At 62.3% G+C, this 12,733-nt stretch carries 14 protein-coding genes; 3 read left to right on the top strand and 11 right to left on the bottom strand.

What is annotated here, in order from left to right:
* Positions 1–2: 2 nt before the first annotated feature.
* From CI603_RS00310 to coaD, 9 genes are all read right to left on the bottom strand, one after another.
* Positions 3–1,967 (bottom strand): ABC-F family ATP-binding cassette domain-containing protein, encoded by a 1,965-nt coding sequence (locus CI603_RS00310; protein ID WP_121912577.1) that lies wholly within the window; start codon positions 1,965–1,967, stop codon positions 3–5.
* A 62-nt stretch (positions 1,968–2,029) separates the two neighbouring features.
* The gene (locus tag CI603_RS00305; RefSeq protein WP_121912576.1) at positions 2,030–2,689 is read right to left on the bottom strand and encodes a sugar O-acetyltransferase; all 660 of its coding nucleotides are present in this window, start codon (positions 2,687–2,689) and stop codon (positions 2,030–2,032) included.
* A 30-nt stretch (positions 2,690–2,719) separates the two neighbouring features.
* Positions 2,720–3,274 (bottom strand): acetolactate synthase small subunit, encoded by a 555-nt coding sequence (gene ilvN / locus CI603_RS00300; protein WP_015021375.1) that lies wholly within the window; start codon positions 3,272–3,274, stop codon positions 2,720–2,722.
* Between the two features lie 14 nt (positions 3,275–3,288).
* The gene (locus tag CI603_RS00295; protein WP_121912575.1) at positions 3,289–5,229 is read right to left on the bottom strand and encodes an acetolactate synthase large subunit; all 1,941 of its coding nucleotides are present in this window, start codon (positions 5,227–5,229) and stop codon (positions 3,289–3,291) included.
* A gap of 217 nt (positions 5,230–5,446) precedes the next feature.
* A complete protein-coding gene (rnc, locus tag CI603_RS00290; protein WP_121912574.1) occupies positions 5,447–6,208 on the bottom strand; it encodes a ribonuclease III in 762 nt (253 codons plus the stop codon).
* Positions 6,209–6,314: 106 nt separating this feature from the next.
* Positions 6,315–6,509 (bottom strand): 50S ribosomal protein L32, encoded by a 195-nt coding sequence (gene rpmF / locus CI603_RS00285; RefSeq protein ID WP_015021378.1) that lies wholly within the window; start codon positions 6,507–6,509, stop codon positions 6,315–6,317.
* Between the two features lie 64 nt (positions 6,510–6,573).
* Positions 6,574–7,194, bottom strand: coding sequence for a DUF177 domain-containing protein (locus tag CI603_RS00280; protein WP_121912573.1), 621 nt, complete (start codon positions 7,192–7,194; stop codon positions 6,574–6,576).
* Positions 7,191–7,883, bottom strand: a complete 693-nt coding sequence (locus CI603_RS00275) for a cell division protein (protein ID WP_110424874.1) — start codon at positions 7,881–7,883, stop codon at positions 7,191–7,193. The genes CI603_RS00280 and CI603_RS00275 overlap by 4 nt, the downstream gene beginning before the upstream one ends.
* Positions 7,880–8,389: a pantetheine-phosphate adenylyltransferase gene (gene coaD / locus CI603_RS00270; RefSeq protein WP_110424875.1), complete on the bottom strand. Its 510-nt coding sequence runs from the start codon at positions 8,387–8,389 to the stop codon at positions 7,880–7,882. The genes CI603_RS00275 and coaD overlap by 4 nt, the downstream gene beginning before the upstream one ends.
* A 62-nt stretch (positions 8,390–8,451) precedes the next feature.
* Between coaD and CI603_RS00265 the strand changes: the two genes are divergently transcribed.
* Entirely contained in the window at positions 8,452–8,763 is a 312-nt protein-coding gene (locus tag CI603_RS00265; protein ID WP_024627652.1) for a DUF3039 domain-containing protein, read from the top strand.
* Positions 8,764–8,788: 25 nt separating this feature from the next.
* On the opposite strand, the gene CI603_RS00260 is transcribed toward CI603_RS00265, so the two are convergent.
* Positions 8,789–9,808 (bottom strand): aldo/keto reductase, encoded by a 1,020-nt coding sequence (locus tag CI603_RS00260; RefSeq protein ID WP_121912572.1) that lies wholly within the window; start codon positions 9,806–9,808, stop codon positions 8,789–8,791.
* Positions 9,808–11,154 carry a nicotinate phosphoribosyltransferase gene (locus tag CI603_RS00255; protein ID WP_046322476.1) on the bottom strand — a complete coding sequence of 449 codons (1,347 nt, stop codon included), beginning with the start codon at positions 11,152–11,154 and terminating at the stop codon, positions 9,808–9,810. Before CI603_RS00255 ends, CI603_RS00260 begins: the two co-directional genes overlap by 1 nt.
* 103 nt (positions 11,155–11,257) lie before the next feature.
* Between CI603_RS00255 and CI603_RS00250 the strand changes: the two genes are divergently transcribed.
* Both CI603_RS00250 and rph read left to right on the top strand, forming a co-directional pair.
* Positions 11,258–11,896 (top strand): Pr6Pr family membrane protein, encoded by a 639-nt coding sequence (locus CI603_RS00250; RefSeq protein ID WP_046323644.1) that lies wholly within the window; start codon positions 11,258–11,260, stop codon positions 11,894–11,896.
* A gap of 65 nt (positions 11,897–11,961) precedes the next feature.
* On the top strand, positions 11,962–12,726 hold the full coding sequence (gene rph, locus CI603_RS00245; RefSeq protein WP_046322477.1) for a ribonuclease PH: 765 nt from the start codon (positions 11,962–11,964) through the stop codon (positions 12,724–12,726).
* The last annotated feature ends 7 nt before the right edge of the window (positions 12,727–12,733 follow it).

Below are 12,733 nucleotides of genomic sequence, written 5' to 3'. Positions count from 1 at the left end.
GGCTACTCCAGCTCCTCCCCGATGGTCAGCCACTCTTCCTCCAGCTGGTCCGACTGCCCGGTCAAATCCTTAAGCTTGCTGTTGAGCTCGTTGAGGCCCTGGTAGTCGCCAGGGTCATGCTCAGCCATCTGCCGTTCAAGTTCCTTGCGCTGATCGGCCAGCTTGGCCAGCTTGCGTTCGATGGCGGATGCCTGCTTGCTCAGATTTCGTCTGGCAACTCGTTCGGCCTTGGCCTGATTGGGATTCCCAGCCTCCTTGGCTGATGTCTGACTTGGAGCATCCGCAGCCTCCCGGTCGGCAGACTCGACCATATCCAGGTAGTCCTGAACACCGCCGGGCAGATGAACAACCTTGCCGTTGATCAACGCGAACTGCTGGTCGGTCACCCTCTCCAGCAGGTAGCGATCATGGGAGACCACAATCAGGGTGCCCGGCCATGAGTCCAGCATGTCCTCCATGACGGCCAGCATGTCGGTATCCAGGTCGTTGCCTGGCTCGTCCATGATCAGCACGTTGGGCTCGTCCAGTAGGATGAGCAGGAGCTGCATACGGCGCTTCTGCCCGCCAGACAGGTCGCTGATTCTGGTCATCAGCTGGGAGCTTTCAAAGCCCAGGCGCTCCATCAATTGGCTCGGGGACACCTCCTTGCCTTCCACCAGATAGGTGGGCTTGTAGCGGCTGAGGACCTCTTTGATTCGATAGCGGCCCAGTTTCTCCAACTCATCCAGACGCTGGGTCAGCACCGCAAAGCGGACCGTCTTGCCGACCTTGACGTGTCCTGCCGTGGGAGACACACTGCCGTCAATCAGACCCAGCAGAGTGGACTTGCCTGCTCCGTTGGCGCCTACGATGCCGAATCGGTCGCCAGGGCCGATTAGCCAGGTCACGTCGTCCAGGACCTTGTGTCCACTGATGGTAAGGGTGTCGGCCGCTGCAGTGCCCGGACGGTTCTGGCCGTCTTCGCCATCCTTGTCGGGATCAGCAGCCACTGTTACTGAGCCCATCAGAGGACGCTCGGCATGAGGGGAGGGGACCCGGTCGTCATTGCCTTCGGCGGCATCGGAGTCGGTTCCCGGATAGATTTTGGTTACGTCGACCAGGTCCACCACCTGCTTGCCCAGGCGGGAGGTGGCCATCCGCTTGAGTTCCAGGCTGTTGCGCATGGGTGGCACGTCGGCGATCAGCTCCTGCGCGGCCTTGACATGGAACTTCTGCTTGGTCGATCGGGCCCGGGCGCCTCGGGTCAGCCAGGCCAGTTCCTTGCGGGCCAGGTTCCGGCGCTTGGTCTCGGCCAGATCCGCCTGACGCTCGCGCTCCACCCGCTGGAGCATGTAGGCGCTGTAGCCGCCCTCGAAGGGGTCGATGGTTCCGTCATGCACCTCCCACATGGAGGTGCAGACCTCGTCCAGGAACCAGCGGTCGTGGGTGACCAGCAGTAGGGCTCCGGAATTCTTGGCCCAGCGGTTCTTCAGGTGCTCGGCCAGCCAGTGGATAGTGAGCAGGTCCAGATGATTGGTCGGCTCATCCAGGGCCAGGATGTCCCAATCCTGGAGCAGCAGCCGTGCCAAATCCACCCTGCGGCGCTGACCGCCGGACAGGGTGCCCACCTTGGCCTCCAGCTCCATGCCACCCAGAAGGGACTCGACGATTTCGCGGGATCTGGGGTCGGCGGCCCACTCGTAATCTTGTCGGTTCTCCAAGGCCGCCTTGCGGACCGTGTCTTCGTCCTTCAGGGGATCGCGCTGGTCCAGCATGCCGAATGTGAGTCCATTGCGCATGGTCACCCGGCCCTGATCCGGTTCCTGGGTCCCTTTCAGCAGGTGCAGCAGGGTGGACTTGCCGTCGCCGTTTCGGCCCACGATGCCGATTCGATCACCCTCGAAGATGCCCTGCGTCACATCCGTAAAGATGATTTTGGTGGCAAAGGATAGAGCGACGTGTTCCAGACCGAGATCATAGATGGGCATGATTCCTCAATCTACCGCCAGCCTTGGATGGAATGAGCTGTGGGCTTTTCAGGGAAGGGGGATTATTGGTCCTGGTCGTTCTCCTGGTCCCGCTGACGAATTCTGTCCAGATAACCGGTTCTGTCCGCATCGGTGATAGGTCGAAGGACAGTGCAGGGGTTGCCGACCGCAACTACCTGTTCCGGTATGTCATGAGTCACGACAGACCCCGCTCCGATGACGGCTCCACGGCCAATCCGCACTCCTCCCAGGACGACCACGTGACCACCCAGCCAGGCACCCTGGCATATCTCGATGGGTCGGGCCTGGCAGGCACCAGCCTTCCGCTCCTCATAGTCCAGGGCATGGTTGGTGCAGAAGAGCCCTGCGCCGGGGCCTATCCACACGTTCCTGCCTATGGTGATCGGGGCGTTGTCCAGCATGACGGCGTCGTAATTGATTAGAGTCTGACTGCCGATCCGTATGTTGCAGCCTACCTCGCATCTGAAGTCCGGGTTGATGACGACATCCTGCCCCACTTGGCCGAGCAGGTCTTCCAGAATCCTTCGGCGTTTCTGCTTCTGTCCGGGGCCGGTCCTGTTGTATTCCATGAAGAGGCTTTCGGCCCGTTCCCTTTGGCGATCGATGTCGGGGTGGGTGTCCTGATAGACCTGGCCGGATACCATCCGCTCCCATTCGATTCGGCCCGTCCGGCTCATTCCTTCCATTACATCGTCAGTCATGGGCACCACCTTCTAGGATTTGAGGATGAGTCAGCGGCCGGTGATCTGCGAACCCAACACCTTCTCGCTCAGGGCCCGGGGACCTCGCGTGACGGCCACGGCGCCCGACCGGACCAGTTCGATGATGCCGAAGGGCCGCAGCAGCCGCAGCAGGGCTTCCAACTTGCCCTCGGCCCCGGTGGCCTCAATGGTCAGGGACTCGGGGTGGACGTCGACCACGCGCACGCGGAAGAGTTTGACAATCTCCAGCACGTCGGAGCGGTTGCGTTCGTTGGCCTTGACCTTGATCATGACCAGCTCGCGCTCCACGGCCTCATCGCCCTTGAGCTCGACGATCTTGAGCACATGCAGAAGCTTGTTGAGCTGCTTGATGATCTGCTCCAGGGGAACGGCCTCCACGTCTGCTGTGACCGTGATCCGGGAGATATCGTCCCGTTCAGTGGACGAGACTGACAGTGAGTTGATGTTGAAAGCGCGCCGGGCGAACAGGCCGGCCACCCTGGCCAGGACGCCGGGGCGGTTCTCGACCAGGACGGAAAGAGTGTGTCGTTCGGAACCGGGCTTGGATGCTGGATAATTGGCCATGTGGTGCCCCTTTCCTACTTGTTCATACGACCGGCGGCGTCGCTGGCCATGGCTGCTCGATCGGCTCCGGTCTGCTCATGCGGCTCGGACTGCTCCTGCTCCGGACGGATGCCGGCCAGGGGCTGCACGCCAGGCTTATAGATGATGGTGTCATTGGAGGCGCCTGCCGGGACCATGGGCCATACCATGGCATCCTTCCAGACACGGAAGTCGATCAGGACCGGCCGGTCGGTCACCGCGTTGGCCTTATCGATGGCCTCCAGGGCCTGCTCCTGGGTAAAAGCCCGCAGTCCCAGGCAGCCATAGGCCTCGGCCAGTTTGACGAAGTCGGGGATGCCGTTGCCGTCCGTGGGCTTTGCGCCGCCGTCCTCCAGGTTGGTCTGGGAGTAGTGGCTGCCGTAGAAGAGGGTCTGCCACTGACGGACCATGCCGTAGACAGAGTTGTTGAGTATGGCGATGCGGATGGGCAGTCCCGCCTGCCCGGCCGTGGCCAGCTCCTCGGAGGTCATCTGGAAGGAGCCGTCCCCGTCAATCAGCCAGACGGGCCGCGGATCTTCCTCTTCCCTGGTGCCGATTGCTGTTCCTATTGCAGCGGGCAGGCCGTAACCCATGGTCCCCAGTCCGCAGGAGGAGACCCAGGAGCGGGTGCGCTCGAAGTCGATGAACTGGCTGGCCCACATCTGGTGCTGGCCCACGCCGGATACCCAGATGGTATTCGGATCGGCCTTGTTGCTTAAGGTCTGAACCACCCACTGGGGGGCTAGGGTGCCGTCTGGGCTGGGTTCAAAAGTGGTGGGGTAGTCGTGCCGCCAGCCGTCAATCAGCCGCCACCAGGGCTTGAGATCGGGCTTGCCCCAGGTGCGCTGGGCTGCCTTGAGCGCCGGGATCAGGTCGTCCAGCACCTGGCCCACGTCCCCGACGATGGGTACGTCTGCCTGCCGGTTCTTGCCGATCTCGGCCGGGTCGATGTCGATGTGGATGACCCGGGCCACCGGAGCGAAGTCCTCCAGGCTGCCGGTCACCCGGTCGTCGAAGCGTGTGCCCACTGCCACCAGCAGGTCGGAGTGTTGGATGGCCCCATTGGCGGCCACCGTGCCGTGCATGCCGGGCATTCCCAGAACTGCTGGATCGGAGTCGGGCACGATGCCTCGTGCGGGCAGGGTGGTGACCATGGGGGCACCGGTGGCTCGAACGAGTTCCTGGACCTGTCGACGGGCATCTGACCGGACTGCGCCGCCGCCCACATACAGGACCGGCCTGTGTGACTGGACCAGGAGCCGGGCAGCATCATCCAGGACGTGCCCATGGGCCCGCGTCACCGGGTTATAGCCGGGCAGGATCATCTCCTGGGGCCAGGAGTAGAGCATTTTGCCGTTCTGAGCCGTCTTGCTCAGATCCACCACTACCGGGCCAGGCCTTCCCGAGCGGGCGATGTGGTAGGCCTCGGTCATGACCCGGGGGATGTCCTGGGCCTTGGTCACCAGATAGGAGTGCTTGGCCACCGGGTAGGTGATGCCCACGATGTCGGCCTCCTGGAAGGCATCGGTGCCGATGGAGTCCACACCCACCTGGCCGGTCACCACCACCAGGGGAACCGAGTCCATCATGGCATCGGCTATGGGGGTGACCATATTGGTGGCTCCAGGTCCGGAGGTCACCAGGCAAACCCCCACCTTGCCCGTGGAGACGGCGTAGCCCTCGGCAGCATGCCCCGCGGCTTGCTCGTGGCGGGTCAGTGTGAAGTTGAAGCGCACTTGTTCGTCAATGGCGTCGTAGGCAGGCAGAATGGCCCCTCCTGGAACGCCGAAGACCTGGGTGACCCCCAAATCCTCCAGGGACCGAATAAGCGCCTGGGCTCCCGTCATGGGTTCGCCCTGGGCAGGGACATCCTTGTCGTCATGGTCCCAGTTCTTGGGTACTGAGCTGAACGCTTGCAGAGGTGTCGGCAGACTCATGTTTCCTCTCGACCTCCAGACTGCGCGCCGACCTGCGGCCGTGCATGTCGAAATACGAACCTGTCGGAGCGTCGGCGGGGTGGGCGGACGAATTCCGATCAGGAGGAAGCACCTATGCCGTTCGTGACGGCGTGCCTCCGGGTTATGCCCATAGTCTAAACAGGGGTCTGGTCGGGGCGTTGGCGCAGTACCGCATGTCGGAATTTCTACAGAAACTTCAGGATGATTGCTCGGCGCGCAGGGTCGCAAGCAGATCTTGGTTGTCCAGCTGCTTCCATCCCTGGGCGGCAGCAGCCAGCTGGGCCTTACGCTTGCTGCTGGCCCGGCCCTTGCCGATCACGGTCCCGCCGTCCGCCAGTCGCAGCTCGGCAGTGAAAACCTGGGCGTATTCCGGCCCGGAAACCGCCATGGTGTACCGGGGCTCGCCCAAGCCCAGCTTGTGGGCCTTCACGGTGATTGAGGTTTTCCAATCCAGCGCAGGCCCCTCGGTGGCTACCTCGGCCAGAGTGTCGTCAAGAAGGGTATGGACGGTAGTCCGAGCTCCCTCGATGCCGTGTTCAAGAAAGACCGACCCGATCAGCGATTCGACGGTGTCACAGAGTATGGAGTCCTTGTCGGCTCCGCCATTCTCGCTCTCTCCTCGGCCCAGAAGAATATACTGCCCCAGATGCAGCTTCTCCCGGGCTATGGCCGACAGGGCCTCCTCGGAGACTGCCTTGGCCCGCATCTTGGCCAGCTGGCCCTCGGTCATGTCCGGATGGACCTTGTACAGGGTCTCGGTGGCCACCAGTTCCAGAACCGCGTCGCCCAGGAACTCCAGCCGTTCGTTGTTGGGCATGCCTGGGTGCTCATGGGCAAAGGAGCGATGGGTCAGGGCGTGCACCAGCAGCTCCGGGCTGATCCTGCCGCCCAGGGCCTGGAAGAGCTCCTCAGCCGCCTGGTTGCCGGAATCCACTTGCTCCTGTTCCTCCTGCTGCATATGGTCTTTGTGGTCCTTCCTGACCTTGCCGTCTGATGATATGGAAAAACCCCTGCCACCCGTCGATGGCCGGGGTTCTCTCATTGCGTGTCGATCGCCGATCGGCTCACTTGCTGAACTGCGAGCGAATGGCGTCGCGGTAGACGCGCCCGCGGTACATGCCGCAGCTGGGGCATGCCATGTGCGGCAGCGCAGGAGCTCCGCAGTTGGGGCAGGTCACCGTAGCGGCGGCCTGGGTCTTCCAGTTGGCGCGCCGGGAATGGGTGTTGGCGCGCGAGGTCTTGTACTTTGGCAGTGCCATATTGTCCTCTGTTTCGATCGAATACTTCGAGCTTAAGCGTAGAGCAGTCTACCGCAACCTCCGGTCATTCGCCAGTCTGGCCGTCGCTGCCGGGGTTCTCCTCCTGCTCCAGACGCTGCTTCAATCCTTCCAAGGCAGCCCAGCGATCGTCCATCATCTCGTGGTGGTGATCGGGATGGTCATTCAGATCCATGCCACACTGGGGGCACAGACCCCGGCAGTCGGGTCGGCACAGGGGCTGCAGGGGAAGGGCCTCCACCAGGGTGTCGCGCAGGAGGGCCTCCAAATCCATGAAGGCGCCTCCGCTGACCAGAGGATAAGTTTGGCCGCTGGCCTCCTCCTGTTCGGCCAGAATCTCCTCCTTGCCATGGGTCGGCTCTGGTTCGGGCTCCTTGTAGGGGAAGAAGACCACCGGATCGTCCTGGATGCTGGTATTGACGGGCCTCAGGCAGCGGGTGCATTCGGTGTTCAAAGGCACGCTGATGTGGGCCTGCAACAAAAGGCCGTCCACCAGGGAGTCGATATCGCCCTCTACATGTACAGGTGTCCCAGCTGGAATGCCCACTACCTGGTCGCCGATGCCTTCCGGGGCTGGAAAATCACGGTCCACCCGGGTGCTCTGCCCTGCTCGCGTCGACACCTGAGCCACTGAAACCGCCCAGGGGGAATCCTCCGGTCTGCTCATCCCTGCGTCTCCTCTCCTTGGTCCGGAGCTGACGCGTTCATGCTACGCGCCGCCTCTTGCTCACGCTGGTGGAGAACCTCCAGGCCGGCACGCACATCCTGACCCATCTTGTCCAGCTGGGTGTCAAGCTCGCCCATGACCTGGGCGGCATAGCCATTGGCTCCCTGGACCAGACGATCTGCCTGGGCCTGGGCCGTGTCAATGATGGTCTGGGCATTCTGCCGGGCTATGGCCACCACATTCTCCTGGCCGGCCAGGAAGCGTGCCTGCTCGCCGGCCTCCTTGACGATGTCCGCAGCACGACTCTGGGCATCGGATATGGTGGCGTTGGCCTGGGTCTGCGCCGTGTTCAGCCGACGCTCCGCCTCCCTCATGAGCGCCGAGGCCCGCTCCAGTTGGACTGGCAGCATTTTCTTGAGCTCGTTGAGGTCGTCGGACAGCTCGTCTCGGTCCACCTTGACCAGTCCCGGGCTGAAAATGGGGGCCTTGGCCTCATCCAGCACGGCCTGGATCCGGTCAATGATGTCATAGACGGTGGTGAATTCCGATCGAGGATTCCCGCTCTCGCTTCTATCCTCCTGCAGGTCGGGCAGGTCCTTCATGTCGACTGCGTGCCTGGGAGCGCTTGCTCTGGTCGAGTCATCGATAGGCTCGTCATCGTCCCTTTCCTGGGTCTGCTCGTTCATCATTGGCTCTTTTCCGTGTGCGTTGTGTCCCTGTGCAATGTACTGATCAGTGCGTTCACGACGCTGTCGGGGACCATACCGGTGATGTCCCCTCCGTGTCTGGCCACGTCCTTGACGATAGTGCTGGAGATGTGCTCCCGCACCGGATCTGCTGGCAGGAAGAGCGTTTCCACCCCGGACAGCTTGCGATTGACCAGGGCCATACCCAGCTCGGCCTCATAGTCCCCGTTCTGCCTCAGGCCCTTGACGATGACCGAGGCGCCCACCTTACGGCAGTAGTCGGTGATCAGGCCATCGGTAGAGGCTACGGTGATGTTCGGATACCCGTCCTCGTCCAGGGCCCGGCGGATCATGGCCACTCGCTCCTGCTCGCTGAACATGGGGGTCTTGGCGGCGTTGACGGCCACAACCACGTGGACCGTCTCGAAGAAGCAGGCGCAACGTTCGATCACATCCATGTGGCCGGAAGTGACCGGATCGTATGAGCCAGGGCATACAGCGATAGTCATGATTCTCAGCGTAGCGCGTCATAGGGAGCGAACGTGCAGCTCGCCGCCGTACCATAGATGTCATGACTGCAAGCAAGAGCATTCGCATGGAGGATCCGGAGCGGGAGCAGAACCCCGACCAGGGCACCGGTACGGCCGTTCTGGACCGTCCGGACACCGAGACCGCCGAGAAAACCCGGCTGAACGACCAGGGGGATGCCGACCGGTTCGCCCACTACGTCTCCCGTGAGCGCATCGCCGAGTCCAAGCTGACCGGCCGGCCTGTCGTAGCCCTCTGCGGCAAGGTCTGGGTGCCCAAGCATGACCCCTCCCAGTATCCGGTTTGCCCGGACTGCAAGCGCATCTACGAACAGATGACCGGCGGCAGCCACTAGTCGCTACCTAGCGGTCCAGGCTGCTTCAGGACTGCTTGCCCAGGGCGATCCGATCGATCGTCTCCAGCTCTTCCTGGCTGAAATTGGCCGATTGGACGGCCTTGAGATTGTCCAGGATCTGTTCGGGCTTGGAGGCGCCGATGAGCACCGAGGTGACTGCGGGGTCCCTGAGCAGCCAGGCCAGGGCCATTTCTGCCAGACTCTGGCCGCGTTGACGTGCCAGGTCGTTCAACGCCTGGATTTGCTTCAGCCGCTGTGGGGTCAGGGCGGACTCCTTGAGGAAGCGACCGTCGGCACGAATCCGGCTGTCCTCGGGAATCCCATGCAGGTAGCGGTCGGTCAGCAGTCCCTGGGCCAGCGGGCTGAAGGTGATCAGTCCCTTTCTTTCTTTCAGCACTGCCTGTTTGAGACCGTTGTCCTCGATGGTTCTGTCGAAGATGGAATAGCGGTTCTGGTTGATGACGAAGGGAACGTGCATCTCGGTCAGGATGGCCGAGGCCCGCTTCATGGTCGGCCCGTCGTAGTTGGACAGTCCTACGTAGAGGGCCTTGCCGCTGGTGACCGCCTGGGCCAGGGCGCCCATGGTCTCTTCCAGAGGCGTGTCCGGGTCGGGGCGGTGGTGGTAGAAGATATCCACATAGTCGAGTCCCAGCCGTTTTAGGCTCTGGTCCAGTCCGGACAACAGATGCTTGCGTGAGCCGAGGTCCCCATAAGGGCCAGGCCACATTTCATAACCGGCCTTGGTGGAGATGACCAGCTCCTGGCGGTGGTGGCTGAAACACCGTCGCAGGATGATTCCCATGTTGCGCTCGGCGGCGCCTGGTCCGGGCCCGTAATTGTCCGCCAGGTCGAAGTGGGTGATGCCGTGGTCGAAGGCCGTCGTGCATAGCTCCTGCATACGGTCCAGGGACGTGGTGTCGCCGAAGTTGTGCCAGCAGCCCAGGCAGATGGGCGGCAGTTTCAGGCCGCTGTCGCCGCAGCGCCGGTAGGTTGTGGAATCGTATCGGCTCGGGTCGGGCTGGTAGGTTTCGGATTGCACGCTCATCAGATGCTCCTCACTATGGTGGGCAGGACCGGTTCGCCTTTCATCAGGCTCAGGGCGTTGATGGGCATTTCCTCAAGGGCCTTGGCCCGATGCTCCCGGGCATCCAGGACGGCCTGCCCACCTTGGTATTCTGGCCTGCTTTGGCCGTGATCCACGTAGGTGACCAGCAAATCCCGCCAGTCCTCCTCAGGCCTATAGGCTGCCAGAGCCTGCTCGGCACCCGCGATCACATGCTCGGCGTCGGCCACTCCGTTGTGGTAGGAACGGTAGGCCAGCTTGCGCCCCGCCACCGAAGCCTTGCCCACCGACTTCTTGGCGACGGCCTGCATAACCCCGTCGGAGTTCTCCCGCTCGGTCAGTTTGTAGACCATGGCGCAGGTGGGGGCTCCCGAACCGGTGACCAGCATGGTGCCCACCCCGTAGGAATCAACCGGAGCGTCCTGCAGGGAGGCGATGGCGTACTCGTCCAGATCGTTGGTGACGGTGATGGTGGCCTTGGTGGCTCCCAGTGAGTCCAGCTGGGCGCGGACCTGCTGGGCCAGCGAGCCCAGGTCTCCGGAGTCGATGCGGACCCCTCCCAGCTCTGGTCCGGCTACCTCGACGGCCGTCCTTACGGCCTCCTCGATGGAGTAGGTGTCTGTCAGCAGGGTGGTTCCCTTGCCTAGAGCCTGAATCTGCCCTTGGAAGGCCTCGCGCTCGCTGTCATGCAGGAGGGTGAATGAATGGGCTGCGGTTCCGATGGCCTTGAAACCGTATTCTTTGGCTGCCAGCAGGTTTGAGGTTCCTTGGAATCCGCCGACTATGGCCGCTCTGGCCGCCGCCACGGCCGCATACTCGTTGGCCCGGCGCGCGCCCATGTCCATGCAGGGCCGGCCCTTGGCTGCGGTGACCATGCGGGAGGCAGCCGATGCCACAGCCGAGTCGTAGTTGAGTATGGACAGGATCAGGGTCTCCAGCAGGGTGCACTCGCCGAAACTGCCTTCGACCTGCAGAATGGGGGAGTCGGGGAAGAATATCTCGCCCTCCCGATAGCCGCGTATGGTACCGGTGAAGCGGAAGTGCTCCAACCAGTCGATGGTGGTCTGGCTGACGATGTGACGGTCGGACAAAAAGCGGAGCTCATCCTCGCTGGGGTGGAAATTCGCCAGCGCATCCAGAATCCGCCCAGTGCCTGCTACCACCCCGTAGCGGCGTCCTGCCGGCAGATGTCGGGTGTAGACCTCGAAGACGGATTGGCGTCCGGCCGTGCCGTCCTGCAAGGCGGCGTCCAGCATGGTGTATTCGTACATATCGGTCATCAGAGCCGTGGAGGTTCCGGTGTCCCTACTGTTGTTTTCGGCGTTCATATCTTCCCCTTTGTGGGTGGAAAAGCCCTTGGTTGGCACCCAGTCTAATCCTCTGACCACCTGGCTCGCCCTGCCCTCCCAAGGTCGGGATAAGCTGGTCCGCATGAGATTCGTTGTGGGCATCTACCGATTGCTGATCGCCTTTTTCTGCCTGGGCGGCACCTACGAGGCCTGGCTGCTGGGGATCGGCAATAAGTGGGTCTATTTTACCTTCCAGACCAATATCGCCTTAGGCCTGGTCATGCTCTGGGCCGGAGCGGCCACCCTGCTCAAGGGCATCCAGCCTCCAGCTTGGCTCAAAGGTTGCCTGACGCTCTACATTGTCATCACCGGGCTGGTGGCCATTCTGGTTCTGGGGCTGAACAGCACGGATTACAAGCTGGTCCTGGGCATCCGGACCACATGGATGATTCACGTCATCAGTCCCATCCTGGCATCGGTGGACTTCCTCTTGTTCGACCCTCATCGTCGTTTCCACTGGCACAACGTACTGACCTGGCTGATCTATTTCCCCTTCTACGTAGCTTTTGTGCTGATCAGGGCCGCCATTTGGCCTCATTCAGGACCGGAGCCGGGCGGAAACCCTTACCCCTATGCCTTCTTGGACCTCGGACACCTGGGCTGGGCCCAATTGATGGTCAACTTGGCTGAGTACCTGGTCGTTTTCTTCGCCCTATCGCTGGTCATCTTCCTGATCGATCGCATCCTGCCGGCAAAGACACCGCTGACCATTGATCGGTAGACGGCTGACGGAATAATGGGGACCAGACCAGGGGAGCCTGGGCGGAACGGAAAGGATCATCACTGATGGTTGCTATCAAGGACATGCTCCAGGAGGGTGCCGTGCTGCGGCCTGACGGCAGGGCGGCTGATGAGTTGCGACCGGTCGTCATCACCAGGCATTGGACGGAGGCTCCTGAGGGATCGGTGCTGATCGAGTGTGGCAAGACCCGGGTTATGTGCACCGCCTCCTTTACCCCGACGCTGCCCCGTTGGCGCAAGGACTCCGGCCTGGGTTGGGTTACGGCCGAGTATGCCATGCTTCCCAGGGCCACCAGCGACCGGACTGCACGAGAATCGGTCCGGGGAAAGGTCGGCGGCCGCACCCAGGAGATCAGCCGGCTGATAGGCCGTTGCCTGCGCGGTGTGGTGGATATGAAGGCTCTGGGCGAGAATCAGATTCAGCTTGACTGCGACGTGCTTCAGGCCGACGGCGGCACTCGTACCGCCTCAGTCACCGGCGCCTATGTAGCCATGGTCGATGCCCTCAGATGGGCCCAGGACCACCATCACATCCGTAGCGCCGACAAGGTGACCAAGGATTGCGTCTCGGCCGTCTCGGTGGGCATCATCGATGGCAAGCCCATGCTGGACCTTCCCTATTTGGAAGACAGCCGGGCCATGACTGATATGAACGTGTCAATGACAGGCTCCGGCGATTTCATAGAGATACAGGGAACGGCGGAGCATCGCCCCTTCAGCCGTCAAGAGCTCGGCCTTTTGCTGGACCTTGCATCCAAGGGGAACAAGGAGCTTCAGGCCGCTCAGCGCAAGGCTCTGGCAGCTGACTGACGCCCGG

This window comes from Bifidobacterium sp. wkB338 (genome assembly GCF_003688325.1).
GTDB classification, from domain to species: domain Bacteria; phylum Actinomycetota; class Actinomycetes; order Actinomycetales; family Bifidobacteriaceae; genus Bombiscardovia; species Bombiscardovia polysaccharolytica.
Note: the sequence above shows the minus strand (reverse complement) of the source record. Positions and strands in the feature narration are given on the sequence as shown.

What these genes read in the sequence shown, in the direction of transcription:
- rpmF (WP_015021378.1), bottom strand. Translation starts at nt 6,509, where the DNA reads ATGGCACTGCCAAAGTACAAGACCTCGCGCGCCAACACCCATTCCCGG.
- rnc (WP_121912574.1), bottom strand. Translation starts at nt 6,208, where the DNA reads ATGCAGCAGGAGGAACAGGAGCAAGTGGATTCCGGCAACCAGGCGGCT.
- CI603_RS00260 (WP_121912572.1), bottom strand. Translation starts at nt 9,808, where the DNA reads ATGAGCGTGCAATCCGAAACCTACCAGCCCGACCCGAGCCGATACGAT.
- CI603_RS00280 (WP_121912573.1), bottom strand. Translation starts at nt 7,194, where the DNA reads ATGAGCAGACCGGAGGATTCCCCCTGGGCGGTTTCAGTGGCTCAGGTG.
- coaD (WP_110424875.1), bottom strand. Translation starts at nt 8,389, where the DNA reads ATGACTATCGCTGTATGCCCTGGCTCATACGATCCGGTCACTTCCGGC.
- CI603_RS00295 (WP_121912575.1), bottom strand. Translation starts at nt 5,229, where the DNA reads ATGAGTCTGCCGACACCTCTGCAAGCGTTCAGCTCAGTACCCAAGAAC.
- ilvN (WP_015021375.1), bottom strand. Translation starts at nt 3,274, where the DNA reads ATGGCCAATTATCCAGCATCCAAGCCCGGTTCCGAACGACACACTCTT.
- CI603_RS00265 (WP_024627652.1), top strand. Translation starts at nt 8,452, where the DNA reads ATGACTGCAAGCAAGAGCATTCGCATGGAGGATCCGGAGCGGGAGCAG.
- CI603_RS00255 (WP_046322476.1), bottom strand. Translation starts at nt 11,154, where the DNA reads ATGAACGCCGAAAACAACAGTAGGGACACCGGAACCTCCACGGCTCTG.
- CI603_RS00310 (WP_121912577.1), bottom strand. Translation starts at nt 1,967, where the DNA reads ATGCCCATCTATGATCTCGGTCTGGAACACGTCGCTCTATCCTTTGCC.
- CI603_RS00250 (WP_046323644.1), top strand. Translation starts at nt 11,258, where the DNA reads ATGAGATTCGTTGTGGGCATCTACCGATTGCTGATCGCCTTTTTCTGC.
- CI603_RS00305 (WP_121912576.1), bottom strand. Translation starts at nt 2,689, where the DNA reads ATGACTGACGATGTAATGGAAGGAATGAGCCGGACGGGCCGAATCGAA.
- rph (WP_046322477.1), top strand. Translation starts at nt 11,962, where the DNA reads ATGGTTGCTATCAAGGACATGCTCCAGGAGGGTGCCGTGCTGCGGCCT.
- CI603_RS00275 (WP_110424874.1), bottom strand. Translation starts at nt 7,883, where the DNA reads ATGATGAACGAGCAGACCCAGGAAAGGGACGATGACGAGCCTATCGAT.